Source organism: Knoellia altitudinis, assembly GCF_042666355.1.
Classification (GTDB): domain Bacteria; phylum Actinomycetota; class Actinomycetes; order Actinomycetales; family Dermatophilaceae; genus Knoellia; species Knoellia altitudinis.
This window is the reverse complement of the sequence record NZ_JBHTDK010000001.1, coordinates 2,602,379-2,627,864: the sequence shown is the minus strand read 5'-3', so window position 1 is coordinate 2,627,864 and position 25,486 is coordinate 2,602,379. Positions and strand designations below refer to the sequence as shown.

At 70.0% G+C, this 25,486-nt stretch carries 19 protein-coding genes and 1 riboswitch; of the genes, 12 read left to right on the top strand and 7 right to left on the bottom strand.

Annotation, left to right across the window (positions count from 1 at the left end):
* The first annotated feature begins 277 nt into the window (after window positions 1–277).
* The 9 genes from ACFQW8_RS12375 (at window position 278) to ACFQW8_RS12335 (ending at window position 12,285) form a co-directional block, all read left to right on the top strand.
* Entirely contained in the window at window positions 278–2,404 is a 2,127-nt protein-coding gene (locus ACFQW8_RS12375) for a hydantoinase/oxoprolinase family protein (RefSeq protein ID WP_380087767.1), read from the top strand.
* A complete protein-coding gene (locus ACFQW8_RS12370) occupies window positions 2,401–4,335 on the top strand; it encodes a hydantoinase B/oxoprolinase family protein (RefSeq protein WP_380087765.1) in 1,935 nt (644 codons plus the stop codon). The genes ACFQW8_RS12375 and ACFQW8_RS12370 overlap by 4 nt, the downstream gene beginning before the upstream one ends.
* Complete coding sequence (locus ACFQW8_RS12365) at window positions 4,332–5,159, top strand: SDR family oxidoreductase (RefSeq protein WP_380087763.1); 828 nt, start codon at window positions 4,332–4,334, stop codon at window positions 5,157–5,159. The genes ACFQW8_RS12370 and ACFQW8_RS12365 overlap by 4 nt, the downstream gene beginning before the upstream one ends.
* Before the next feature lie 123 nt (window positions 5,160–5,282).
* Window positions 5,283–6,458 (top strand): CaiB/BaiF CoA transferase family protein, encoded by a 1,176-nt coding sequence (locus ACFQW8_RS12360; RefSeq protein WP_380087761.1) that lies wholly within the window; start codon window positions 5,283–5,285, stop codon window positions 6,456–6,458.
* Window positions 6,455–7,984: a carboxyl transferase domain-containing protein gene (locus tag ACFQW8_RS12355; protein ID WP_380087759.1), complete on the top strand. Its 1,530-nt coding sequence runs from the start codon at window positions 6,455–6,457 to the stop codon at window positions 7,982–7,984. Before ACFQW8_RS12360 ends, ACFQW8_RS12355 begins: the two co-directional genes overlap by 4 nt.
* Window positions 7,974–9,053 carry an alpha/beta fold hydrolase gene (locus ACFQW8_RS12350; protein ID WP_380087757.1) on the top strand — a complete coding sequence of 360 codons (1,080 nt, stop codon included), beginning with the start codon at window positions 7,974–7,976 and terminating at the stop codon, window positions 9,051–9,053. Before ACFQW8_RS12355 ends, ACFQW8_RS12350 begins: the two co-directional genes overlap by 11 nt.
* A gap of 139 nt (window positions 9,054–9,192) precedes the next feature.
* Window positions 9,193–10,041 (top strand): class I SAM-dependent methyltransferase, encoded by an 849-nt coding sequence (locus tag ACFQW8_RS12345; RefSeq protein WP_380087754.1) that lies wholly within the window; start codon window positions 9,193–9,195, stop codon window positions 10,039–10,041.
* A gap of 130 nt (window positions 10,042–10,171) precedes the next feature.
* The gene (locus ACFQW8_RS12340) at window positions 10,172–11,113 is read left to right on the top strand and encodes a carbamate kinase (protein ID WP_380087752.1); all 942 of its coding nucleotides are present in this window, start codon (window positions 10,172–10,174) and stop codon (window positions 11,111–11,113) included.
* A 23-nt stretch (window positions 11,114–11,136) separates the two neighbouring features.
* Window positions 11,137–12,285 (top strand): barbiturase, encoded by a 1,149-nt coding sequence (locus tag ACFQW8_RS12335; protein ID WP_380087749.1) that lies wholly within the window; start codon window positions 11,137–11,139, stop codon window positions 12,283–12,285.
* A 242-nt stretch (window positions 12,286–12,527) separates the two neighbouring features.
* Here the strand turns inward: ACFQW8_RS12335 and purH are convergent, their stop codons facing one another.
* The 5 genes from purH to sucC form a co-directional block, all read right to left on the bottom strand.
* Window positions 12,528–14,165 carry a bifunctional phosphoribosylaminoimidazolecarboxamide formyltransferase/IMP cyclohydrolase gene (purH, locus tag ACFQW8_RS12330; protein ID WP_380087746.1) on the bottom strand — a complete coding sequence of 546 codons (1,638 nt, stop codon included), beginning with the start codon at window positions 14,163–14,165 and terminating at the stop codon, window positions 12,528–12,530.
* Window positions 14,166–14,225: 60 nt separating this feature from the next.
* Window positions 14,226–14,304, bottom strand: a riboswitch (ZMP/ZTP riboswitch).
* 1 nt (window position 14,305) lies between these two features.
* Window positions 14,306–14,905 carry a phosphoribosylglycinamide formyltransferase gene (purN, locus tag ACFQW8_RS12325; RefSeq protein WP_380087743.1) on the bottom strand — a complete coding sequence of 200 codons (600 nt, stop codon included), beginning with the start codon at window positions 14,903–14,905 and terminating at the stop codon, window positions 14,306–14,308.
* 48 nt (window positions 14,906–14,953) lie between these two features.
* A complete protein-coding gene (locus ACFQW8_RS12320) occupies window positions 14,954–16,267 on the bottom strand; it encodes a cell division protein PerM (protein ID WP_380087742.1) in 1,314 nt (437 codons plus the stop codon).
* A gap of 71 nt (window positions 16,268–16,338) precedes the next feature.
* Window positions 16,339–17,220 (bottom strand): succinate--CoA ligase subunit alpha, encoded by an 882-nt coding sequence (gene sucD / locus ACFQW8_RS12315; RefSeq protein WP_380087741.1) that lies wholly within the window; start codon window positions 17,218–17,220, stop codon window positions 16,339–16,341.
* A gap of 20 nt (window positions 17,221–17,240) precedes the next feature.
* Window positions 17,241–18,419: an ADP-forming succinate--CoA ligase subunit beta gene (gene sucC / locus ACFQW8_RS12310; protein ID WP_380087739.1), complete on the bottom strand. Its 1,179-nt coding sequence runs from the start codon at window positions 18,417–18,419 to the stop codon at window positions 17,241–17,243.
* 242 nt (window positions 18,420–18,661) lie between these two features.
* Here sucC and ACFQW8_RS12305 point away from each other — a divergent pair, with 242 nt between their 5' ends.
* Window positions 18,662–19,618: an esterase/lipase family protein gene (locus ACFQW8_RS12305; protein ID WP_380087737.1), complete on the top strand. Its 957-nt coding sequence runs from the start codon at window positions 18,662–18,664 to the stop codon at window positions 19,616–19,618.
* A 259-nt stretch (window positions 19,619–19,877) separates the two neighbouring features.
* On the top strand, window positions 19,878–20,609 hold the full coding sequence (locus tag ACFQW8_RS12300; protein WP_380087735.1) for a M23 family metallopeptidase: 732 nt from the start codon (window positions 19,878–19,880) through the stop codon (window positions 20,607–20,609).
* Window positions 20,610–20,766: 157 nt separating this feature from the next.
* Here the strand turns inward: ACFQW8_RS12300 and pcrA are convergent, their stop codons facing one another.
* Together pcrA and ACFQW8_RS12290 are read right to left on the bottom strand one after the other, a co-directional pair.
* Window positions 20,767–23,274 carry a DNA helicase PcrA gene (pcrA, locus tag ACFQW8_RS12295; RefSeq protein WP_380087733.1) on the bottom strand — a complete coding sequence of 836 codons (2,508 nt, stop codon included), beginning with the start codon at window positions 23,272–23,274 and terminating at the stop codon, window positions 20,767–20,769.
* Window positions 23,275–23,287: 13 nt separating this feature from the next.
* A complete protein-coding gene (locus ACFQW8_RS12290; RefSeq protein WP_380087731.1) occupies window positions 23,288–24,889 on the bottom strand; it encodes an ABC-F family ATP-binding cassette domain-containing protein in 1,602 nt (533 codons plus the stop codon).
* Window positions 24,890–25,204: 315 nt separating this feature from the next.
* On the opposite strand from ACFQW8_RS12290, the gene ACFQW8_RS12285 reads away from it, so the two are divergent.
* Window positions 25,205–25,462, top strand: a complete 258-nt coding sequence (locus ACFQW8_RS12285; RefSeq protein ID WP_380087729.1) for a hypothetical protein — start codon at window positions 25,205–25,207, stop codon at window positions 25,460–25,462.
* Window positions 25,463–25,486: the final 24 nt, after the last annotated feature.

Here is a 25,486-nt window from a genome sequence, read left to right as displayed (position 1 = left end):
GGGCCAGCCTCTGGACATGCGGCGCGGATTCCGAGGACTGAATTACCTCCACACATGGATTGTGTCAAATACGGCCAAAACGAAGAGCACTTACCCATTTCCGGGTGGCGCAAACACACACCGTGCTGCGAGCCCCTCTCGGGGCCACCGCTCGAAGCCGGGGCGGCACCCCGCAGCGCGGCACGTGCCCCGTTGGCGGGTTGTGAGACGGTTCCCGCGATCCGTTGGCAGAGATTGACAACGAGACCGGACGGCATACCCCGATTGAATCTCTGACATGGCTCAGCGACGCATCAGGATCGGGATCGACACCGGCGGAACGTTCACGGATGTCGTGGCGTTCGACGAGGACTCGGGCGAGCTCGTCACGACGAAGACGCCGAGCACCCCGAGCAACCCGGCGGACGGCTTCATCAACGGCATCGAGAAGGTCCTGGCCCTCATGGCGGCGAGCGGTGACGACATCACCGCCGTCTGCCACGGGACGACCGTCGCGACCAACAAGCTCCTCGAGGGCAAGGTCGAGCAGCTCGGCTTCATCACGACCGAGGGCTACGAGTTCATGCTCGAGATCGCCCGCCAGGCCGTGCCCGACGGCTACGGCAACTCCTACTTCTGGGTGAAGCCGCCGCGCATCGTCGCCGCCGACCACGTGAGGACGGTCGGCGGGCGAATGGACTTCGAGGGCAACGAGATCCGCCCCTTCGACGAGGAGGGCGCGACCGCCGCTGCCCACTGGTTCAAGGAGCGCGGGATCACGACGATCGGGGTCTGCTTCCTTCATTCGTATGCCGCCGACGACCACGAGCTGCGTATGCGCGAGATCCTGCGCACCGAGCACCCGGAGGCGATCGTCTCGATCTCGAGCGAGGTGCTGCGTGAGTACCGCGAGTACGAGCGGTCCATGACGACGCTCGTCGACGCCGCGGTCAAGCCCAACGTCAGCCGCTACGTCACCAACATCCACAGCCGCCTCGAGGGCTTCACCGGTGGCTCGGGACGCGAGATCCCGTTCTACATCATGAAGTCCAACGGCGGCGTGCTCTCTGCCGACGAGGTCGTGCACCAGCCGATCACGACGACGATGTCCGGCCCGGCGGCCGGCGCCCTCGGTGCCGCCCTCATCGCCCAGAAGGCCGGCTTCGACAAGATCCTCACGTGTGACGGGGGCGGCACCTCGACCGATGTCTCCGTCGTGCTCGACGGTGAGCCCACGCTGACGACCGAGGGGACTGTCGGCGCCTACCCGAGCAAGATCCCGATGATCGACGTCGTGACCGTCGGCGCCGGCGGCGGCTCCATCGCGTGGGTCTCCCCCGAAGGCGCCCTCAAGGTGGGGCCGCACTCGGCCGGCGCCGACCCGGGCCCCCTGTGCTACGGCAAGGGTGGGACCAGCCCCACGATCACCGACGCCCACGTCACCCTCGGACGCATCCCCCCGCACCTGCTCGGTGGTGAGATCCCGCTCGACGTGGAGGCCGCCCGGACGGGCATCGAGGCCCTGGCCGAGCAGCTCGGGCTCGACTACGAGCGCTGTGCCACAGGCATTCTCGAGATCTCGGCCTGGAACCAGGCCAACGCCCTGCGACAGGTCTCGGTCAAGCGTGGCCTCGACGTCCGCGACTTCATGCTCACGACCTTCGGTGGGTCCGGGTCGCTGCTGGCCTGCCTCCTCGTCGACATCCTCGACCTCGCCGGCGTCGTCGTCCCGCCCAACCCGGGCAACGTCAGCGCCTTCGGGCTGCTGACCGTCGACGTCAAGAACGACTACGTGCAGACGCAGGTCGCCAAGCAGGCCGCGCTCGACCACACGGCGATCGACAAGACGTTCGTGTCGCTCACCGAGCGTGCCGCTGCAGCCCTCGCCAAGGAGGGTTTCGCAGCGTCGGAGCACCAGTTCACCCGCACCGTCGACCTGCGCTACTTCGGCCAGGCCTACGAGGTGCGGGTCCTCGCGCCCACGGACTCCACCGTCGACGACGCGTATGCCGCGACGGTCGCCGAGGCGTTCCACGACGAGCACCGCCAGCTCTACGGCTACGACTTCCGCGGCGACCTGAGCCAGCAGGTCGAGTGGGTCAACCTCCGCGTCACCGGCGTCGGACCCATCACCCGACCCGAGCTGCGCGAGATCGCCTCTGTCGAGGACGGACCCGGCGGCTCGGTCGAGGAGAGGGCGCGCCGTTCGACGCGGCAGGTGTGCTTCGACGCCGACGACGGATATGTCGAGACGGGCATCTGGTGGCGTCCCGACCTGCTGGCGGGTGACTCGGTCGCTGGCCCGGCGATCATCGAGGAGTTCGGCTCGACCGTTCCGGTCCACCCCGGCTTCGTCGTCAAGGTCGACTCCTTCGGCAACCTCGTCATCACCAGGACGACCGCATCAACGGAGGACGTGCGATGAACACGGCTGGACTGCCCACGGCATACGAGCACGGCAAGCGCCTCACCGCGCCCGGGAGCACTATCGACCCGATCCTCGTCGAGATCGTCCAGGGCACCTTGGCGAGCGTCGAGATGGAGGTCGAGACCGCGATCGCGCGGACCAGCCGCAGCCCCATGATCCGCGACGCGCACGACTTCCGGGCGGGCATCCACGACCGCCAGCTGCGCAAGCTCACCGGCCGGTCCTACTCGGCGCTCGTCCACCCGATCGTCCGCGACTTCCCGCTCGAGGGGATGGCCGAGGGCGACGTCTTCTTCCACAACGACGTCTACGAGTCCGAGGGCGGCATCGGGCACCTTCCCGACCTCTGCGTCACCGTCCCGGTCTTCCATGACGGGGCCGTGGTCGCGTTCGTCCAGGCCTTCGGTCACCACGACGACATCGGCGGCGCGGTGCCCGGCTCGATGCCGAGCAACGCGACGAGCGTCCACGAGGAGGGTCTCTCGGTCCCCCCGATCAAGCTGTGGGACAGGGGCGTTCCCAACAAGGCGGCCCTGCGCATCATGACCCGCAACTCGCGCATGCCCGACAGCCTTGCTGCCGACCTCGACGCGGAGTGCTCGGCCTGCCTCATGGGAGCCCGGCGCCTCTCCGACCTCTTCGCGCGCTACGGCCGGGACGACATCGAGACGGCCTTCGACGCCATCCTCGACAGCACGACCGAGACCTACCGTCGCGAGATCCTCAGCAAGATCCCCGAGGGGACCTACGTCTGGGAGGACTACGCCGAGCACGACGGCGTCGACGAGCCGCGGCTGCACACCCAGCGGATCACACTCACCAAGGTCGACGACGCACCAGCCGATCCCGAGACCAACTTCAAGGGCGGCGCGCGCCTCATCGTCGACTTCACCGGCACGGCCCCGCAGGCCAAGGGTCCGATCAACCACTGCGGCGACTATGTGGGCGGCAACTTCCTCAAGAAGTGGCTCGCTCCGATCCTGCGCAACCTCGCTGACACCCCCGAGCGGATGGCCGAGCTCGACGTCAACGAGGGCATCGTGCCGCTCATCGAGATGCGCTTCCCCGAGAAGGGCACGCTCCTCACCCCCATCTACCCGGCGCCGACCAACGCCCGCACCTTCGTCATCCTCCGTCTCCTCGGCGTCCTTGCCGGTGTCGTCGCCAAGGCCGTCGACGGCCAGATGCCGGCCGACCAGGAGACGATCCGCTACACCGGTGTCTACGGCAAGGATCGCGACGGCAACGACTACCTCATGCGCGAGGTCCTCGGCGGCGGCTCGGGCGGGCGCTACTACGCGGACGGTGAGGACACCATCCACGTCGTCCCCGACTCCCGGAACCTGCCCACCGAGTTCACCGAGTCGCGCTTCCCGTTCATCGTCGAGCGACTCGGGCTCGCGGTGGACTCCGGTGGCGCGGGCCGCTATCGGGGCGGCCTGGGCTACGAGAAGCACATCCGGATGCTCCGGGACGGGCACTTCATGTCGATCGCCGACCGTTCGATCCTCGCCTGCTGGGGAGTCAAGGGCGGCAAGGCGGGTATGCCGTTCAGTGTCGTCATCGATCCGGGCGGGCCCGACGAGCGCGAGGTCGACGCCCTCGCCGACGCCGAGCCGGTCAAGGCCGGTCAGGTGGTCCGCATCCGCACCACCGGTGGTGGCGGCTGGGGCGACCCGCTCGACCGTCCCCTCGACGAGGTCGAGCGCGACCTGGTCTGGGGCAAGGTGTCCCTCGAGGGTGCGCGGACGGCATACGGCGTCGTGGCCTCCGGCGGCAAGGACGACGTGAGCGTCGACGTGGAGGCGAGCGAGGCGCTGCGCGCCCGGCTGCGTGAGGAGAGGGGCGACGAGCCGTTCTTCGACCGGGGTCCCGGCTATGCCCGGCTCGCCGCGGGTGCCACCGCCAGCGAGTACGACTGGATGTGAGCAAGGTCCTCGTCCTCGGTGCGGCCGGCAAGACCGGCCGCGCGGTCACGCGGGCCCTCGTCGACCGCGGCATCGCCGTGCGGGCAGCCGTCCGTCCAGGGTCCTTCTCCTCGCCGTATGCCGGTGCGGACGTCAGGGCGGTCCCGCTCGACCTCGAGACCGGTGAGGGTCTGGCCGCGGCCATGGCGGGGGTGTCCGCCGTCTACCACCTCGCTCCCAACGTGCATCCCGACGAGGTGGGGATCGCCCGCCGGGTGGCTGATGCGGCTGTGGCAGAGGGGGTTTCGCGGTTCGTCTTCCACTCCGTCCTCCACCCCCACGACCCGTCGATGCCGCACCACCTCCGCAAGGCCGAGGCCGAGCGGGTGGTCCGGACGCGAGTGGGGTCGGCCACGATCCTGCGCCCGGCGGCCTACCTGCAGAACCTCGGACAGGCGGCGCTCGCAGGACGCATCGAGGTGCCCCACTCGCTGGATGCACCCTTCACCAACGTCGACCTCGGTGACGTCGCCGAGGTCGCGGCCCGGGTGCTGACCGAGGACGGCCACTCCGGCGCGACCTACGACCTCGTCGGCCCCGAGCAACTGTCCGTGCGAGAGATGGCGACGGTCGCCGGCGAGGTCCTTGGGCACCCCGTCGAGGCCGCTGCCATACCGCTGGTCGACTGGCTGGCCGGCCCCGGCGCGAGGCTGTCGGCATACGCTCGCGCCGATCTCGCCGCGATGTTCCGCAGCTACGACCGAGGTGGGCTCGTCGGCGACCCGAGCACCCTGCGCGAGCTCCTCGGGCGCGAACCCCGGACGTGGCGAGACGTCCTGAGCTGAGGACCGACGGGCCAGGCGTGCCATGCGCTCCTGAGCCTTTGGCAGAAGGTGACACCGTGTGACCTCCGTCTTGCCATCACCTCACCGATCCTCTGACCCGTCCGGCTCCCTAGGCTCGATCCCATGACCGGACCCCTGCAGGACATCACCGTCGTCGACCTCTCGCGCGCCCTCGCCGGGCCGCACGCCGCGATGATGTTGGGGGACATGGGGGCCCGCGTCATCAAGGTGGAGAGCCCTGGCACCGGCGACGACACCCGCGGTTGGGGGCCGCCCTTCGTGGGCCCCGAGGACGACCCGATCTCGACCTACTTCCTCGCAGCCAACCGCAACAAGGAGTCGATCACCCTCGACCTCAAGTCCGACGACGGCCGCGACGTGCTCACCAGGCTCGTCCAGCGCTCGGACGTCCTCATCGAGAACTTCCGCCCCGGCGTCCTCGACCGCCTCGGCTTCACCGTCGAGCGACTGCACGAGCTCAACCCCCGCCTCGTCATCCTGGCGATCAGCGGGTTCGGCCACGACGGGCCACAAGGTGGGCGCGCCGGCTACGACCAGATCGCCCAGGGGGAGGCCGGGCTCATGTCGGTCACGGGCCCCAGCGCCGATGAACCGACCCGCATCGGCGTCCCCATCGGTGACCTCCTCGCCGGCATGTACGGCGCCTATGGCGTCGTCTCCGCCCTCCACGAACGCAACACGACCGGCACGGGTCGCGTCGTCCGCACCAGCCTGCTCGCGGCGGTCGTCGGCGCGCACGCCTTCCAGGGCACGGCGTACACCGTGGCCGGGCAGGTCGGGCACGCCCAGGGCAACCACCACCCGGCACTCTCGCCCTATGGCTTGTTCCACTGCCAGGACGGTGACGTGCAGGTCGCGTGCGGCTCCGAGTCCCTCTGGGTGAAGCTCGCCGAAGGGTTCGACATCGATCCACGGACGCCCGGACTCGGCACGAACCGCGAGCGCGTCGCACACCCCGACCTCGTCCGCTCGACCCTCAACACCGCCTTTGCGACCTGGCAGCTCGACGACCTCCTCCCTCGCCTCGCCGAGCTCGGCATCCCCTCCGGGGAGGTGCGCACGATCGACCGTGTCTACGACTGGGACCAGACCCGCTCCCAGGGGCTCGTCCTCGACGTCGACCACCCGGTGCTCGGCTCCATCGAGATCCCCGGGCCGCCCATCCGCTTCGACGACAACGCTTTCGCCGGTGGCCGCGAGTCCCACCTCGCTCCGCCCACCCTCGGCCAGCACAACGACAGCGTGCGAGCCTGGCTCGCTGAGGAGGACACGGCGTGAGCGCCAGGCCCTCACGTCCCACCTCGAGTGAGCTCATCGCCGCCGTCCTCGACGACGGGGCCTGGCAGTCCTGGGACGAGGCACCCATCGCCGTGGCCGAACCTGACAGCCCGTATGCCGCCGAGCTCGCCGCCGCTGCCGAGAAGGCCGGCACCGACGAGTCGATCGTCACCGGCGAGGGGCGCATCGGCGGGCACCGGGTCGCGGTCATTGCCGGGGAGTTCAGGTTCCTCGCGGGCAGCATCGGCGTCGCCGCCGCCGAGCGCATCGTCCTCGCGTTCGAGCGGGCCACGCGCGAGCGCCTCCCCCTTTTCGCCGCGCCGGCCTCGGGTGGCACCCGCATGCAGGAGGGCACGCCCGCGTTCGTGACGATGGTCAAGATCTCGGCTGCTGTCGCGGCATACAAGCGTGAGCACCTGCCCTACATCACCTATCTCCGCCATCCCACGACCGGCGGTGTCTTCGCGTCGTGGGGATCGCTCGGTCACGTCACCGTGGGTGAGCCCGGCGCGACGATCGGTTTCCTCGGCGCCCGCGTCTACGAGGCCCTCTACGGTCAGCCGTTCCCTGATGACGTCCAGACCGCCGAGAACCTCTTCGCCCACGGCCTCCTCGATGCCGTCCTCCCCGTCGAGCTGCTGACCGCCACGGCAGCCCGCTTCCTCGACCTCGTCCTCGCGCCCCACGACACGACACCGGCGCCCGAGGTCCCGCGCGAGCCGCTCCCGGACATCCCGGCCTGGGACTCCATCCTGTTGTCCCGCAAGCCTTCTCGTCCTGGAGTGCGCGCACTGCTCAAGCTCGGAGCCACCGACGTCCTGCCACTCTTCGGCACCGGCGCCGGCGAGTGGGACCGGTCGCTCTTCCTCGCGCTCGCTCGCTTCAAGGGCACCCCCTGCGTCGTTCTGGGACAGGACCGTCGGGGTGAGCAGACCGAGGCACCGCTCGGGCCGTCCGGGCTGCGCGTGGCCCGCCGTGGGATGAAGCTCGCCACCGAACTCGACCTCCCACTCGTGAGCATCATCGACACGGCCGGCGCCGCGCTCTCCAAGGAGGCCGAGGAGGGCGGCATGGCCGGTGAGATCGCCCGGTGCCTCGCCGAGCTCGTCGTCCTCGAGGTCCCCACGGTCTGCGTGCTGCTCGGTCAGGGCACCGGCGGCGGGGCGCTCGCGCTCATGCCCGCCGACCGCGTCATCAGCGCCCAGCACTCGTGGCTGTCCCCCCTGCCACCAGAAGGTGCCTCGGCGATCCTGCACCGCACACCCGACCGCGCGCCCGAGCTCGCGGGGACGCAGCGCGTGCGCTCCCTCGACCTCCTCGAGGACGGGATCATCGACCGCATCGTGGCCGAGCATCCAGACGCCTCCCAGGAGCCCGAGGCCTTCTGTCAGCGGATGGGACTGGCCATCCGGCACGAGCTGGCCGAGCTGTCGGAGGTCGAACCCGCCCAGCGCCTCGTCGACCGGCACACGCGATACCGCCGACTCGGGCGCGGCAGCGGTCCTACGATGGAACGTGGCCTCTGACCCGCCGATCCCCCGGCAGGAAGTCCGCTTCTGTCGCTCCAGCGACGGGGTGCAGATCGCCTATGCCATCCACGGCTCCGGCCCGCCCCTCGTCGTCGACTCGTGCTGGTTGAGCCACCTCCAGTACGACTGGGTCTCGCCCGTGTGGCGCCACTACCTCGTGGAGTGGGGTCGCTCCCACACCGTCATCCGCTTCGACGAGCGCGGCCACGGACTCTCCGACCGCGGGGTCGAGGACCACAGTCCGGCGGTGCGCCTTGCCGACCTCGAAGCCGTCGTCGACGACGTCGGCCTCACCCGCTTCGACCTCCTGGCCATGGCGCAGGGTGGTCCGATCGCCATCGCGTATGCCGCCCGTCACCCGGAGCGGGTCTCGCGCCTTGCCTTCTACGGCAGCTACTCGGGTCAGCAGTCGAAGGACCCGGACGAGCAGGAGATGGACGACACCCTTGACGCCCTCATCAAGGTCGGGTGGGCCCGTCCGGACTCGGCCTTCCGACGGGTCTTCACCTCGATGATGATCCCCGGGGCGACCGAGGAGCAGCACGTGTGGCTCGACGAGCTGCAGCGCAACGCGACCTCTGCCGACACGGCCCGGACCTCCCGCCGCCAGCGACGGGCCACCGACGCCTCACACCTGCTCGACCAGCTCACGGTGCCGACCCTCGTCCTGCACTCGCGTGGCGACCGGCTCAACGACTTCTCCGAGGCCCGCTACCTCGCGAGCCACATCGTCGGAGCCCGTCTGGTCGCTCTCGAGAGCGAGAACCACATCGTCCTCGAGGACGAACCTGCCTGGGAGACGTTCACCCGCGAGCTGCGTGCCTTCCTCGACGAGCCGGTCCCCGAGCAGCGCGGACCTGCACCCGACCTCGTTGCCCTGTCCTTCCGCGAGCGAGAGATCCTCGGACTCGCCGCCCGTGGCCTCGACAACGACGAGATCGCGGCCGACCTCGTGCTGAGCGTCCGCACCGTCGAGCGTCACCTCAGCAACGTCTACGCCAAGCTCGGCCTGCACGGGAAGTCAGCCCGCACGGCCGCGGTCGCGCGCCTGCTCACCCCACGCTGACCGGCTCGATCGGCTACGCGTGTGCCGCCAGCTCCCCTCTCGCGGCCCGTCACCGTTGCGTGCACGCACTGATGCGCCGCGCGCCGGCGCGTTCCTAGGTTGAGGGCAACCAACCACCACCCGACGGAAAGGCCCCGCCATGAGCACCACCACTCCACCCGCACCCACACCGGCCACCGACGACGCCGCTCTCAAGGCGAAGCACCGCGCCATGTGGGCGCTCGGCAACTACCCGGCCGTCGCCTCCGAGATCATCGCGCCCCTCGGCCCGGTCCTCGTCGAGGCGGCGGGAGTTGGCGCAGGACAGCACATCCATGACGTCGCGGCCGGCTCCGGCAACGTCGCCATCCCCGCTGCGCGCACCGGCGCCGACGTCGTCGCGACCGACCTCACTCCCGAGCTCCTCGACCAGGGTCGGCGACTGGCCGAGTCGGAGGGACTGCACATCAAGTGGGTCGTCGCCGACGCAGAGAACCTGCCCTGCGACGACGGCGAGTTCGACGCCGTCCTCTCCTGCGTCGGCGTGATGTTCGCGCCGCACCACCAACCGGTGGCCGACCAGCTCGTCCGGGTCTGCCGTCCCGGTGGCACGATCGCCCTCCTCAGCTGGACGCCCGAGGGCTTCATCGGGCAGATGTTCGCGACGATGAAGCCCTACGCGCCGCCGCCCCCTCCCGGCGCCCAGCCGCCGCCGCTCTGGGGGCACGTCGACCACCTCCTAGAGCTGTTCGGCGACCGCGTCACGATCACGAAGGCAGTCCAGCAGGACCTCGTCGTCGACCAGTTCCCCACGGCGCAACACTTCGTCGACTTCTTCAAGACCAACTACGGGCCGACGATCGCGGTCTACCGGTTCATCGCCGACGACCCCGAGCGCGTCGCAGCCCTCGACGCCGACCTGCTCGCGCTGGCGCAGCGCTTCGACCGCGGCACCGACGGCACCGTCCTCGACTGGGAGTACCTCCTGCTCACCGCAACCCGCACCTGACGCACACCTGACAAACGGGGCGCCCCCGCCTGTCAGGTGATGCCAACGCCGGAGGCGGGCCCCCTCCCTAGGCTCGCCGCAACGGCATACCGACGGGGTATGCCGTCCGGTCCCGGAAGGTGAGGCGCGCGTGCGAGTTCTCGTGGCACTCGGCGGCAACGCCATGACCTCGCCAGAGGGATCTGCGGCGCCGGCCGACCAGGTGCGCGCCATCACCGAGGCGATGGAGCACGTCGCCGAGCTCGTCGCTGCCGGCCACGACGTCGTCCTCACCCACGGCAACGGCCCCCAGGTGGGCAACCTCCTCGTCAAGAACGAGGTCGCCGCGGCTGTCGTGCCGCCTGTCCCCCTGGACTGGTGCGGTGCGCAGACCCAGGGGACGATCGGGTTCACGATGCTCGACGCGCTCGAGCCGGCGCTGGCCCGTCTCGGGGTGGCCCGACCGGTCGCGGCCCTGGTGACCCGGACCCTCGTCGACGCCGACGACCCACACTTCCGTGAGCCCACCAAGCCGATCGGTCGCTACCTGCCGGCAGACGAGGCGCGACAGATGATCGACCACGGCCAGCATTGGGAGGACCGCGGCGACAAGGGTTGGCGCCGGGTCGTCGCCTCCCCCGAGCCACGCGAGGTCCTCGACCTGCCCGCGATCCGCGCCCTCGTCGACGCCGGCCAGGTCGTCATCGCGGCTGGTGGCGGCGGCATCCCCGTCGTGCGCGAGGTCGACGGTTCCCTCCGGGGTGTCGAGGCGGTCATCGACAAGGACCTCACCGCGGCCCTGCTCGCCCACGCCCTCGCCTGCGACATCCTCATCATCGCCACCGACGTCGACCACGCGATGGTCGACTACGGCACCCCCGACGAGCGCCCGCTCGAGTTCACCTCGCTCGCCCAGATGCAGGCGTATGCCGCAGCCGGCCAGTTCACCTCCGGCTCGATGGGACCCAAGGTGGACGCCGCGATGCGGTTCGCCGAGTCCGGCGGCCGCAGCATCATCACCTCTCTTGCCCACATCACCGATGCCGTCGAGCGTGAGTTCGGCACCATCATCGACACCAGCCCCGAAGAGTGACTCCTCCACAGAAAGGTCCAGTCGTGCCAGAAGCCATCGAGGTCCGCAAGGTCCCCCTCCACAGCGTCTCCGACGCCTCCGAGCTCGCGAAGCTCATCGACGACGGGGTGATGGAGGCCAGCCGGGTCATCGCCATCATCGGCAAGACCGAGGGCAACGGCGGCGTCAACGACTACACCCGGATCATCGCCGACCGCGCGTTCCGTGAGGTGCTCGTCGAGAAGGGGGCACCCGCCGACCAGGTCAAGCAGGTCCCCATCGTCTGGTCGGGCGGGACCGACGGCATCATCAGCCCGCACGCCACGATCTTCGCCACCGTTCCTGCCGACAAGGCGGAACAGTCCGACGAACCGCGCCTCACCGTGGGCTTCGCCATGAGCGAGGCGATCCTGCCCGAGGAGATCGGCTACGTCGGCATGGTGACCAAGGTCGCCGACGCCGTGAAGGTGGCCATGGAGCGCGCCGGCATCACCGACCCCGCCGATGTGCACTACGTGCAGACCAAGACGCCGCTGCTCACGATCCACACCATCCGCGACGCGAAGTCGCGCGGCCAGAAGGTGTGGACCGAGCACACCCACGAGTCGATGGACCTCTCCAACGGCACCACCGGACTCGGCATCGCCGTCGCCCTCGGTGAGATCGAGATGCCGACCGACGAGGACGTCATGCACAACCGCTCGCTCTTCTCCGCGGTGGCGTCCTGCTCCTCCGGGGTCGAGCTCGACCAGGCCCAGGTCGTCGTCGTCGGCAACACCCGCGGGGTCGGCGGACGCTATCGCATCGGCCACTCGGTCATGCGTGACGCCCTCGACGCCGACGGCATCTGGGAGGCCATCAAGGACGCCGGCCTCGAGCTCCCCGACCGCCCGCACACGAGCGACATCAAGGGTCGGCTCGTCAACGTCTTCCTCAAGTGCGAGGTGAGCCAGGACGGCCAGGTCCGCGGTCGCCGCAACGCGATGCTCGACGACTCCGACGTCCACTGGCACCGCCAGATCAAGGCGACCGTCGGTGGCGTCACCGCGTCCGTGACCGGTGACCCGGCCGTCTTCGTGTCGGTCTCCGCAGCCCACCAGGGCCCCGACGGTGGCGGCCCCGTGGCCGCGATCGTCGACCTCGGCGAGGGCGACCCGACGGGCTACGCCGCGCCCGGAGCCCCCGCCAGCTGACCCGACCGGCAGTCTGCCCCGCTTGTTGCGCGGGAGCGACATCTGGCGACCCGATCCAGGGCTCCAGGTGTCGCTCCTGCGCAAGACGCCGGGTGTCAGAATCCACCGCCTCCCGCACCGAGGTTCCGGTCCGTGTTGGAGGCGTCGGCGTGGGCCTGGTCGTGAAGCGTCGGGATCGGGTGACACGCGCGGGATCCGCACGTGTCCCCCGCGCGTCGCCCGACCTCGACACCAGCGCTGGCTCAGTGGGCGAAGTGCCGCGTTCCGGTGAAGTACATCGTCACGCCGGCAGCCTGGGCCGCCTCGACGACCTCGGCGTCGCGCATCGACCCGCCCGGGGCCACGACGGCCCGCACGCCGGCGTCGAGCAGGACCTGGAGCCCGTCGGCGAACGGGAAGAACGCGTCCGAGGCCGCCACTGCACCGCGCGCCCGGTCCTGGGCGTCGGAGTTGGCGCGGGCGGCGGCGAGGTGGCACGAGTCGACGCGGTTGACCTGACCCATGCCGATGCCGACCGAGGCACCGCCGGAGGCGAGCAGGATGGCGTTGGACTTCACGGCGCGCACCGAGCGCCACGCGAACTGCAGGTCGGCCAGGGTCGCCTCGTCGGCAGGGTCGCCGGACACGAGGCGCCAGTTCGCGGCGTCGTCCCCACCGGTCACGGCGCCGTCGTCTCCCGTGACCACGGCCTGCACGGTGTCCCGGTGCTGCATGAGCAGCCCACCACTGATCGGACGGATCTCGGCACCACCGCGCGACGGCGCCGCCGCCTCGAGCAGCCGGATGTTCTTCTTCGCGGTCAGCACCTCGAGCGCATCCGCGTCGAACGCAGGCGCCACGACGACCTCGGTGAAGATGTCGGCCACGGTGCGGGCCATCTCGACGGTCACCGGACGGTTGGTCGCGATGATCCCCCCGAACGCGGACACGGGGTCGCACGCGTGGGCCTTGGTGTGCGCCTCCGCGACGTCCGAGCCCACCGCGATGCCGCACGGGTTCGCATGCTTGATGATCGCGACGGTCGGCTGGTCGCCGTGGTCGTAGGCCGCGCGGACGGCAGCATCCGCATCCACGTAGTTGTTGTAGGACATCTCCTTGCCGTGCATCTGCTTCGCCTGCGCCAGCCCGGGCTCGGGAACGAACCCACTGGCATACAGCGCAGCGCTCTGGTGCGGGTTCTCGCCATAACGCAGCACCGCAGAACGGTTCCAGGTCGCCCCGACCCACGCGGGGAAGCCGGTCCCGTCGCTGGAGTCCGTGTAGGCGTTGCCCATCCACGACGCCACGTGCACGTCGTAGGTCGCCGTGTGCACGAAGGCGGTCGCGGCGAGCTTGCGGCGCTGCTCGATCGTGAAGCCTTGGCCCCGCACTGCCTCCAGAACAGCTGGGTATGCCGTCGGGTCGACGACCACGGCGACGCTGGGGTGGTTCTTGGCTGCGGCGCGGACCATCGACGGGCCGCCGATGTCGATGTTCTCGACCACGTCGTCGGCGGGTGCGCCGGAGGCGACGGTGTCGGCGAACGGGTAGAGGTTGACGACGACGAGGTCGAACGCCTCGACCCCGAGCTCAGCCAGCTGCGAGACGTGGTCGGGCTTGCGGGTGTCGGCGAGGATGCCGGCGTGCACCAGCGGGTGCAGCGTCTTGACGCGGCCCTCGAGGCACTCGGGGAACCCGGTGAGGTCGGCGACCTCGGTCACCGGGATGCCCAGACCCTCGATGAGCTTCGCTGAGCCGCCGGTCGACACGATGGCCACGTCGGCCTCATGCAGACCGCGGGCGAGGTCCTCGAGCCCGGTCTTGTCGAAGACGGAGATGAGGGCCCGACGGATCGGACGCAGGTCCTGCGTGGGTCCGGGCGGGGTGACGGAGACGGCCATGGGAATGGCTCCAATCGCAGTGCGAGGGCGTGCGGGGGCAAGGGGTGTGCACTTCAGAAGCGGGAGCACCCAGGCGGGCGATGCTTGTCCCTCGTGACTCCCCGGTGGTGGTCCACCTGCGCCAGTCGTCGCCGACGATTCTAGCGGCCCGGCAGACCCAGCTCGCCACGCCCCAGACGACCGACGAGGTCGACGAGCAGCTCGCGCTCCTCCACCTTGATCCGCTCGTGCAGCGTCTCCTCCGTGTCGTCGTCGCGCACCGCGACCGCACGCTGGGCGAGGATCGGCCCGGTGTCGATGCCGGCGTCGACCAGGTGTGCGGTCGTCCCGGTCACCTTGACCCCGTGGGCCAGCGCATCACGCACGGCGTGCGCCCCGGGGAAGCTCGGCAGCAGGGCCGGGTGGGTGTTGAGGATCGTCCGGACACTCAACGTGGCCAGACCGAGGATCTTCATGAACCCGGCGGTGACGACGAAGTCCGGTGTGCGAGAGGCGATCTCGGCAGCCAGGGCCACGTCCCAGGCAACGCGGTCCGGGAAGTCGCGCACGCGGCATACAAAGGTGTCGATCCCGGCTCGCTCCGCGCGCCGCAGACCTTCGATGTCATCCCGGTCCGCTCCCACGGCGAGGATCCGGACCCCGTATGCCGGGTCGAGACTGGCGTCGATGAGCGCCTGGAGCAGGGTGCCGGACCCAGAGACGAGGACGACGATGCCTGCGGGTGCGTTCACGCGAAGCACCCTACCGACTCGTGGATCCCCGGCTCGTGGACCGAGAGGGGGCACAGCTCAGCGGCGCAGGCGCCAGGCATCCCAGGCCACGACGGCGAGCGCACCCAGCGCGAGCTCGAGCCCGAGGACGAGCGCCAGCCACGGCGCCGACGTCCCCATGTCGGAGAGGCGGTAGGCACCGAGCGAGCCGCCACCGAGCCCGTCGAGGAGGCCCACGGCGGCAGCGACCATGCCGCAGGCGGTGACGGCCACCCACGCCTTGGTCCGCAGTGACGACAGGCGTGCGACGCCTTGGAGCGCTCGGCGCCCGACGTGGCCGCCGACGAGCACGGGCACGATCACGAGCAGACGCAGCACCCAGGGGTAGGAGCCCGGCTCGGGGACGGCTCCGAAGACCGGCACCAGAGGCATCAGTCCGCTCGTCGATCCGGCGAGGGAGGTGTGGGCGCCGTCGACGACGGAGAAACCAGGTCCGGCGAGAAAGGACACGACCCACAGGGCGAGGTTGGGCAGGGACGCCAGCTGGGCCCCGCCCAGCAGCACGCCTCCGAGGAAGCCGGCGCCGGCCTGCTCCTGGAGGCTGCTCACCGAGCCCCAGCCGACGACGACGGCGCCCACGACGACGAGCGCCCCGAGGCCCAGCAACAGGCCGAGGCCGCGCACGGCAGGACCCCACGCCCGTCGGACCGCGTCGGGAGCGACCAACGCGTCGAACCTCGGGCCGAGGATGTCGGCATCCCGGGCCAGACGTCGCAGCGCCATCGCGAGCGCCAGGACGGGCACACCGCAGAGCGGCACGACCAGACTCAGCCACCGCAGCGGCAACGTCCCCGCCAACGTGAGGGCGGAGGCGAGGCCCACGGTGACGGCATACCCCAGCCACCAGCGAGCGGCGACGAAGACGACCGAGCGAGGAAGCAGGTCGGCGACGAGCGCGTCGTCGACAGCCGCGGTGTCGAGGGCGCGAGCTGCGCCCCGTGACGCCCCCCACACGGCCAGGGCGCCCAGCACCAGAGGGACGAAGGCGATGGTGGCGCTCGACCCGAGGTGCGCCCCCTGCACGAGGAGCCAGAGGGACGCGGCCGCGCCGAGAGGTTCGCCGAACGTGGCTCCGGGTCGCGGGTCGAGCATCCAGCCGAGGACGGTCGGTACGAGGACCACGAGCAGTGAGAGCAGGCCGGTGCCGACACCGAGGAGCACGTCACGCGCGGAGTCGGGAAGCCACGGCGCGGACGGCGACCCTTCGCCGTCCACGTCGTCGGAGGGGCGCGCGCCCCGCAGCAGCTCCATGACCGTCATCGCGCCCCAGTCTCCCCCGAGCAGGACCGCAGTCGTCGGCGCACACGCCGAGGCGACCGGCGACCCGGACACGAAAGCGAGCGGGCGGCATACCGAAGACTTCTCGGTATGCCGCCCGCTCGCCTTGCGCGCGGAAGCGCGGGTCAGAGGCCGCGCATGATCTCGCGCATGAGCTCGGCCGTCTCGGACGGCGTCTTGCCGACCTTGACGCCGGCGGCCTCGAGGGCCTCCTTCTTGGCCTGGGCGGTGCCCGACGAGCCGGAGACGATGGCGCCGGCGTGGCCCATGGTCTTGCCCTCGGGAGCCGTGAAGCCCGCGACGTATCCCACGACGGGCTTGGTGACGTGCTCCTGGATGTAGGCCGCTGCCCGCTCCTCGGCGTCGCCACCGATCTCGCCGATCATGACGATCGCATCGGTCTCGTCGTCGGCCTGGAACGCCTCGAGCGCGTCGATGTGCGTGGTGCCGATGATGGGGTCACCACCGATGCCGATCGCGGTGGAGAAGCCGAACTCACGCAGCTCGTACATCATCTGGTAGGTCAGGGTGCCGGACTTCGACACGAGGCCGATGCGACCGGGGCCCGCGATGTCACCGGGGATGATGCCGACGTTGGACTTGCCGGGACTGATGAGGCCGGGGCAGTTCGGGCCGATGATCCTGGTCTGCTTGCCCAACGAGTAGTTGAAGAACTCGGCGGAGTCCTTGACCGGGATGCCCTCGGTGATGACGACCACGAGCGGGATCTCGGCGTCGACGGCCTCGACCACGGCGGACTTGGTGAAGGCCGGCGGCACGAAGACGACGGAGACGTTGGCGCCGGTGGCCTCCATGGCCTCCTTGACCGACCCGAAGACGGGGATGTCCTTGCCGTCGACGTCGACCGAGGTGCCGGCCTTCTTGGGGTTGACGCCACCGACGACGGCGGTGCCGTCAGCCAGCATGAGCCTGGTGTGCTTCATGCCGACGGCGCCGGTCATGCCCTGGACGATGACCTTGCTGTCTGCGTTCAAGAAGATTGCCATGTGCTGTTCCTGTCCTGAAGTCAGTTGGCCTGGGCGGCGAGCTCGGCGGCCTTGGCCGCGGCGCCGTCCATGGTCTCTTCGATGGTCACGAGCGGGTGGTCGCGCTCCGCGAGGATGCGGCGACCCTCCTCGACGTTGTTGCCGTCGAGGCGCACGACGAGCGGCTTGGTCGCGGCGTCGCCGAGCGTGTCGAGCGCGCCGACGATGCCACGGGCGACCTCGTCGCAGGCGGTGATGCCGCCGAAGACGTTGACGAAGACGGCCTTGACCTGCTCGTCGCCCAGGATGATGCCGAGCCCGTTGGCCATGACCTCGGCGCTCGCACCGCCCCCGATGTCGAGGAAGTTGGCCGGCTTGGATCCGACCGACTCGCCGGCGTAGGCCACGACGTCGAGCGTGCTCATGACGAGCCCCGCACCATTGCCGATGATGCCGACGTTGCCGTCGAGCTTGACGTAGTTGAGGTCCTTCTCCTTGGCGGCGGCCTCGAGCGGGTCGGCCGCGGCCTTGTCCTCGAGCGCGAGGTGGTCGGGGTGGCGGAAGTCGGCGTTCTCGTCGAGCGTGACCTTGCCGTCCAGCGCCACGATGTCGCCGTCGTCGGTCTTGACGAGAGGGTTGACCTCGACCAGCGTCGCGTCCTCGTCGCGGTAGACGACCCACAGCTTCTCGAGGACGGGCACGATCTTGGCGCCGGTCTCGGCGTCGAAGCCGGCCGCGTCGACGATCTCCTGGGCCTTGGCCGTGTCGATGCCGACGTTGGGGTCGACCGCGACCTTGGCGAGGGCCTCGGGGCGCTCGACGGCCAGCTGCTCGATGTCCATGCCGCCCTCGACGCTGCACATCGCGAGGTAGGTGCGGTTGGTCCGGTCGAGCAGGACGGAGAAGTAGTACTCCTCGGCGATCTGCGCGCCCTGGGCGATCATCACCTGGTGGACCGTGTGGCCCTTGATGTCCATACCAAGGATGGCTTCAGCGTGCTGCTGCGCCTCGTCGGCCGTCTTGGCGACCTTGACTCCGCCGGCCTTGCCTCGGCCACCGGTCTTGACCTGGGCCTTGACGACCGTGACGCCGCCGCTCCTGGCCCCGATCGTCTCGGCGGCCGCTCGGGCCTGCTCAGGGGTGGTGGCGACTGCTCCTGCCAGCACGGGTACACCGTGCTTCTCGAACACATCGCGTGCCTGGTACTCGAAAAGGTCCACGGATTCGTTCCCGTCCTCACGTCGTCGTCTGCTGACCGCTGGTTGGTTCGGGCCGAGCCTAGACCCGCCGCGCCGGGTCCAGAGCCCACGGGTATCGATCCGGGTGATGCCCGACACGTGATCCTCACTACATCAAAGACCCTGATGGCGGGGTACTACGGTGAAACCACCATGGATGCATCAGCGAGGACGCGCCCGGTCGGACAGGCCCGCGCACGACCACACGCCGGTCGCGGACCCCGATGATGGGCCACGCTCGTCGTGCCGCCACGGCCGGCGCGGCGCTCGCCCGTGGTGTCGGGAGCCTCCTCACCCCGAGAGCCATCGTCGGGATGGCGATCGAGGGCGCCTGGGTCAGCACCCACCTCGTGACCTACCCGCTCGGGATCTTCCAGGTGCGGGCCGATGGTCTGCGGGGCTACCGGATCGAGCACCTGGCACCCGTCCAGCGCGGCCTGATCATCTCGCACCTTGAAGCCTCCGGGACCCCGATCCTGCTGGTCCACGGCTTCGTCGACAACCGGTCGATCTTCACCCTGCTGCGCCGCGGCCTCACCCGTCGCGGGTTCGGGTCGGTCTACGCGATGAACTACTCGTCACTGACCGCCGACGTCCGCACCGCTGCGGCCCAGCTCGGCGAGGAGATCGAGGCGATCGTCGCGGAGACCGGCTACGAGAAGATCCACGTCGTCGGGCACAGCCTCGGCGGCCTCATCGCCCGCTACTACATCACCAGGCTCGGCGGTGACGAGCACGTCCACACGCTCGTCACCCTCGGCACGCCCCACCAGGGCACCTACAGCGCGTATGCGCTCCCGAGCCGCCTCGGCGCCCAGATGCGTCCCGGCAGCGGCCTCATGCGTGAGTTCGAGGAGCCGGCACCCGGTTGCACGACCCGCTTCATCTGCTACTGGTCGGACACCGACGTCATCATCGTCCCGCAGGCCAACGGCGCCCTGCGCCACCGGGACCTCTCCGTCCGCAACATCCGCCTCCACGGGGTCGGCCACATCTCGCTGCCCATCGTCGGCGACGTCGTCCACGGCATCTCGACGGCGCTCGCCGAGCTCGACCAGGACGGTGGCACGGTCACTGCCGGTGTCACCCCTCTGGCCACTAGGGGACGCCACGACGACGGCGCCGCCCTCCGCGGTCGGCGCGACGGGGGCGGACGGCATACGGCGCAGGCTCGTCCCTGACCTGGCTGGGAGGTGACTCCGGGGGCCGATCTGGTGGCGTCCGCATCCACCCGCCAACGCCGAGCCGGCATCCTTGCAGGTCAGCGCCCTTTGTGGACAACGAGTTTGTATAACGGTCAGGTCACGGTACGGTGGTGCCTCCCGTGTCCCCTGCACGTGAGGTATCCCTGTTTTGACTTCCCCTTACCAGGGGCGCCACCGAGGCCGTCACCGCAAACCTGCGACGACCCGCGTCTCCCGCGCCCTTCACCCCGGCTTCGTGTTGCCCACGGCCGCTGCTGTGGCGCTGGTCGTCACGGCCACGGGCGCGACCGTTGCCGAGTCCGCTCCGCTGACGCTCGACCTCACTGCCGCGCAGGCGCAGACCGCGCGTGACCAGGCCGCCACCGAGGTCGCCCAGCAAGCCGACCTCTCCACGCGCCGCCAGCAGGTCGCCATCCAGACCGCCGCCCTCCAGGGCCGCGTCACGGAGCAGAAGCGAGTGGCCCGCGACAAGGCCCGCGTCGCCGCCGCGGTCAGGGCCAAGGCCGCCGCCGAAGCCGCTGCCGAGGCTGCTGAAGCCGCCGCGGAGGCTGCCGCACAGGCCAAGATGCAGCGCGAGGGCAAGCGTTGGGTCATGCCCATCGAGGGTGCGTCCTTCACGTCCGGCTACGGGATGCGTTGGGGACGCATGCACTGGGGCAACGACTTCGGCACCGCGATCGGCACGCCGCTGCGGGCGATGTCACGTGGCACCGTCACCTTCACCGGCAACAACGGCAACATGGGCAAGCTGGTGCGCATCACCTACTGGGACGGCACCGAGTCCTTCTACGCGCACATGAGCCGCTACTCGTCCGCACCGGGCGACGAGGTCATGCCGGGCGAGATCGTCGGCTACACGGGCAACACGGGGCGCTCCACCGGCCCGCACCTGCACCTCGAGATCCACCCCGAAGGCGCCGGCGCGGTCAACCCAGCACCGTGGCTGGCCGAGAAGGGCCTTCAGTGAGCTGAAGGCTCCTGACGACGTCGCAAGGGCGGCACCCATCGAGGGTGCCGCCCTTCGTCGTTGCCGGAGCAGCGCTGGGTGTCGGCGATCTGGGGTCTCACGCGCACGTGACGGCCCCGATCCCCGACACCGGGCAGGGGCGCCAAAGCGGGTTCGGTCAGAGCTTCTCGAGCGGGGCGAAGCGCAGCAGGAAGCGCTTGACACCCGTCTCACCGCCGAAGTCGACCTCGGCCTGGGTCTTGTCGCCCTCACCCATGGTGCGGACGACGCTGCCCATGCCGAACGAGTCGTGGGTGACCTTGTCGCCGGGCGAGAGCGGGATGATCGGCCGGTTGCCGGGCGATCGCACACCTGGACGGGCGGCCAAGGAGGCGACGGCGGGGCGTTGGCCTCGCTGGCCGATGGCCGCGAGACCGCTGAGCTCGCGCTCCCACGAGAGGAGCTCGGCCGGGATCTCGTCAAGGAAGCGGCTGGGCGGGTTGTACTGCGGCGCTCCCCACGCGGAGCGGACGGCCGCCCGGGACAGGTGGAGGCGCTCACGGGCGCGGGTGATGCCGACATAGGCCAGCCGCCGCTCCTCCTCGAGCTCCTTGGGGTCGCCGAGCGAGCGCAGGTGCGGGAAGGTGCCGTCCTCCATCCCGGTGAGGAAGACGACGGGGAACTCCAGCCCTTTGGCCGTGTGCAGGGTCATGAGGGTGACCACACCCTGCTGCTCCGCCTCGACCGAGTCGGGGATCTCGTCGGCGTCGGCGACGAGCGAGACCTGCTCGAGGAAGTCCTCGAGCAGGTTGACCTCACCGGTCTCGGCCCGGGCCTCGTCGAACTCACGGGCCACGGCGACCAGCTCGGCGAGGTTCTCGACGCGGGTCTCGTCCTGCGGGTCGTGGCTGGCGCGGAGCTCGGCGAGGTAGCCCGACTTCTCGACGATCGCCTCCAGCAGGTCGGCCACTCCGGCGTCGTCGTCGTCACGGACCTTGCCGAGGTCCTCGAGCAGCGCCGTGAATCCCTTGATGCAGGCGATGGATCGCGTGGCGATGCCGGGCGCGTCCTCCGGGCGGCCCAGGGCCTCGACGAAGGTGATGCGCTCCCGCTCCGCGAGGGCTGCGACGACAGCCTCGGCGCGGTCACCGATGCCCCGTTTGGGCACGTTGAGGATGCGGCGCAGGTTGACCGTGTCGGCCGGGTTCGACAGCACGCGCAGGTAGGCGAGCGCGTCCTTGACCTCTCGACGCTCGTAGAAGCGAGTCCCGCCGACGACCTTGTAGGGCAGGCCCACGCGGACGAAGACCTCCTCGAGGGCACGCGACTGGGCGTTGGTGCGATAGAAGACGGCGACGTCGCCGGGCCTGACACCGTGCTCGTCGCCGAGCTTGTCGATGGAGCGCGCGACGAACGACGCCTCGTCGTGCTCGTTGTCGCCGACGTAGCCGATGACCGGCGCCCCCGAGCCCGAGTCGGTCCAGAGGTTCTTCTTGCGCCGCGACTCGTTGCGCGAGATCACCGCGTTGGCGGCGGTGAGGATCGTCTGGGTCGAGCGGTAGTTGCGCTCGAGCAGGATCGTCCGTGCGTTCGGGTAGTCCTCCTCGAACTCGACGATGTTGCGGATCGTCGCCCCGCGGAACGCATAGATCGACTGGTCCGCGTCACCCACGACGACGAGCTCGCTCGGTTCCACCGCGTGCTCACCCCGCTTGCCGTCCGACCCGACGAGCTCGCGGATCAGCTGGTACTGCGCGTGGTTGGTGTCCTGGTACTCGTCCACCATGACGTGGCGGAACCGGCGACGGTAGTGCTCAGCAACGTCAGGGAAGGCCTGCAGCATGTGGACCGTGAGCATGATGATGTCGTCGAAGTCGAGCGCGTTGGCCTGACGCAGACGGCGTTGGTATGCCGTGTAGGCGTCCGCGAGCAGCCGTTCCGTGTGGGTGCCACCCGGGTTCTCGGCGCTGGGCTCGGAACCCACGCGGGCGGCATACGTCTCCTCGTCGACCAGCTCGTTCTTGAGGTTGCTCACCTGGTGGGTGAAGGTGCGCGGGTTGTAGCGCTTGGGGTCGAGGTCCATGTCGCGGATGACCATCGACATCAGCCGCTGGCTGTCGGCGGCGTCGTAGATGGAGAACGTCGACTTCATCCCGATCTTGTCGGCCTCACGGCGCAGGATCCGCACGCAGGCGCTGTGGAACGTCATGACCCACATGGCTCTGGCGCGCGGGCCGACCAGGTCCTGGACGCGCTCACGCATCTCGGCGGCGGCCTTGTTGGTGAAGGTGATGGCGAGGATCTGGCCGGGCTGGACCCCCCGGGCGGCCAGCAGGTAGCCGATGCGGTGGGTCAGGACGCGGGTCTTGCCCGAGCCGGCGCCAGCGATGATGAGGAGCGGTCCGCCCGCGTGGACGACGGCTTCGCGCTGCTCCTCGTTGAGGCCCTCGAGCAGCGCCTCCGGGTCGGCTGCGGACCGGGCACCCCAAGCCGGCTCTCGTGGAACGGAGTCGTCCGCCGCGCCATCCACTGCCCACGAGGGGACACCAGCAGCGTTGACGAGCGCTGCGTGGGCGCTCACGTGCGTGTCGTGGTCCGTCGTGGGCGCGTTGTCGGGGTCCGTCGCGGGATCGGGGTCGCCGAGGCCCGAACCGTTGAAGTCCATGCCATCAAAAAGGGTGCTCATCTCATGACCAACCCTACGTCGTGGCACCGTCACTCAGGAGCACGCGCGGGCCTGTCCAGCGTTCTCGGAGCCAGCGGTCGTGACTGGCGACGATGACGGTCACGGACGTGCGGGCGAGGGCGGACTCGAGCTCCTCGACGAGCAACAGCGACAGGTGGTTGGTCGGCTCGTCGAGCAGGAGGAGCTCGGGCTGGCGACCGATGACGACGGCCAGGGCGAGGCGCCGTTTCTGCCCCTCGCTGAGGAGGGCGACGGGACGGTCCACGTCGCGCGGATGGATGAGGCCGAGCTCGCCGAGGAGGACCTCCGAGTCCGTCGCGCGATAGGTCTGGCGGACGGTTGCCGACGGGTCGGCGAACTCGGTGTCCTGGGTGAGGAGGCCGATCCGTCGCGCGCTGACCTGCATGTCGGCTGCGTTTGGGGAGATGCGACCCGCAAGAGCCTGGAGCAGGGTCGACTTGCCGGAGCCGTTGGCTCCCTCGACGAGCAGGTGCTCCCCCGCCGCCACGTCGAGGCGCGGCACCCGGACGCGTCCGTCGACGACGAGGTCGCGCACGCGGACGGACCCGGCGCCGGCACCTGCTGCCGTGACGTCGCCGGCGAACCTCAGTGGTGCTCGCGGCTTGGGCACCCGGTCACGTTCGAGCACCTCGATGCGCTGCTGTGCGTCCCTGCTCCGACGGCTCGCGGACTTCTGCACCCGGGCCCCCTTGAACGCGTGGATGAACTTGTCGTTGTCGCGCGCCGCCCGGTCGTGCGCGACGTCGGTCGTCGTCGTGCGTGCAGCGGCACGCAGGTCGGCGAGCTTGGTCTGCTGGGCGGCATACGCCACCTCCCAGCGACGCTGGGAGTCGTGACGAGACCTCAGGTATGCCGTGTAGTTGCCGGTGAATCGTCGTCCGCCTTCGCCGTCGGTCCCGAAGTGGCTGGGGTCCAGGTCGACGACAGCGGTGCAGACCGTGTCGAGGAAGGTGCGGTCGTGGCTGGCGACGAGCAGCGCGCCGGGCAGGGTGACGAGCTCGGACTCGAGGTGGTCGAGTGCCTGGTCGTCGAGGTGGTTGGTGGGCTCGTCGAGGACGAGGCACTCGGGGAGTCTGGTCAGGAGGGCGGCGAGGGCGAGGCGGCTGCGTTGACCGCCGCTGAGCTCGGCGACCGTGCGACTGCGGTCGATGGAGTCGAGTCCGAGGTGATGGGCGGAGACCTCGGCGCGCCGGTCGGCATCCCAGGCGTCGTGGAACGTTGCCCAACCGAGCAGCTCGTCATAGGCCTGTGCTGCAACGGGGTCGGTCAGGTCGTGGCTGAGCCGCTCGAGGTTCGCGACGGCGTCATGGAGCGGCGCAAGTGCTTGGGTGAGGACTTCGCCGTCGGTGTCGTCGGGGTCGAGGCCGCTGTCCTGGGCCAGGTAGCCCCGGTCGTCGGACGTGCTGATCGTGCCGTGGTCCGGCTGCTCGATCCCGGCGACGAGGCGGATGAGGGTGGACTTGCCAGAACCGTTCTCGCCGATGAGACCGACACGCTGGCCGGGGGCCACGGTGAGGTCGATGGCGTCGAGGACGGTGCGGCCTTCGTAGCCGTGCGAGACGTCGCGGACGGTGAGCGGGACGGGGTGGGTCATGGAGCTCCAGCGGGGTGGTTCGGGTGCTCGCGCGGGCCTATGGCCTCGAGCGCGTGCAGGTCGCTGGTTCAGCTCTTCATGATGCGCACGAGGTTAGCGGTTGATGAAGGCCCGTCGCACCCGGGTTTCGGGGACACAGGACCGGGGGGCTCCATTGGATGCTCGTGCTGTCCGATCGAATGTAGGGCGTTTCTGGGAGCCAAGGCGATCCCCTCGCGCGGGGGAGCCCGAGCCGACGGGGGCAGGGCGGATTGAGTTGCACCTGCGCGGCGCAGCACCCTCACCTGGATCGGTTGGGGAGCTGGCATTGGGACGATGCTCACGCTCTGGTGGAGCTTCACGTCATCCGGTGAGGGCGGCACGGTGCCCAACACCCAGGTGCTGGTCTACATGGGTGTCGTCCTTGTACCGCTGGGTGTCACCCTCGGCGGCCTGGCGGCGGCAGCCCTGCCCTCGCGTGCCCGTGTGGCTCCCCTTCCTCACCGACTGCTCACCCTCGCCGGAGCCGCCCTCGCCCTCTTGGCGCTCTGGCAGCTCTTCTCGCACATCACCGGACTGCCCAGCCTGCTCTGACCACGTGAGGTGGGCGGACGGCAT

What these genes read in the sequence shown, in the direction of transcription:
- purH (WP_380087746.1), bottom strand. Translation starts at nt 14,165, where the DNA reads ATGGCCGTCTCCGTCACCCCGCCCGGACCCACGCAGGACCTGCGTCCG.
- ACFQW8_RS12290 (WP_380087731.1), bottom strand. Translation starts at nt 24,889, where the DNA reads ATGACCCACCCCGTCCCGCTCACCGTCCGCGACGTCTCGCACGGCTAC.
- ACFQW8_RS12375 (WP_380087767.1), top strand. Translation starts at nt 278, where the DNA reads ATGGCTCAGCGACGCATCAGGATCGGGATCGACACCGGCGGAACGTTC.
- ACFQW8_RS12360 (WP_380087761.1), top strand. Translation starts at nt 5,283, where the DNA reads ATGACCGGACCCCTGCAGGACATCACCGTCGTCGACCTCTCGCGCGCC.
- ACFQW8_RS12285 (WP_380087729.1), top strand. Translation starts at nt 25,205, where the DNA reads ATGCTCACGCTCTGGTGGAGCTTCACGTCATCCGGTGAGGGCGGCACG.
- pcrA (WP_380087733.1), bottom strand. Translation starts at nt 23,274, where the DNA reads ATGAGCACCCTTTTTGATGGCATGGACTTCAACGGTTCGGGCCTCGGC.
- ACFQW8_RS12305 (WP_380087737.1), top strand. Translation starts at nt 18,662, where the DNA reads ATGATGGGCCACGCTCGTCGTGCCGCCACGGCCGGCGCGGCGCTCGCC.
- ACFQW8_RS12345 (WP_380087754.1), top strand. Translation starts at nt 9,193, where the DNA reads ATGAGCACCACCACTCCACCCGCACCCACACCGGCCACCGACGACGCC.
- ACFQW8_RS12370 (WP_380087765.1), top strand. Translation starts at nt 2,401, where the DNA reads ATGAACACGGCTGGACTGCCCACGGCATACGAGCACGGCAAGCGCCTC.
- sucD (WP_380087741.1), bottom strand. Translation starts at nt 17,220, where the DNA reads ATGGCAATCTTCTTGAACGCAGACAGCAAGGTCATCGTCCAGGGCATG.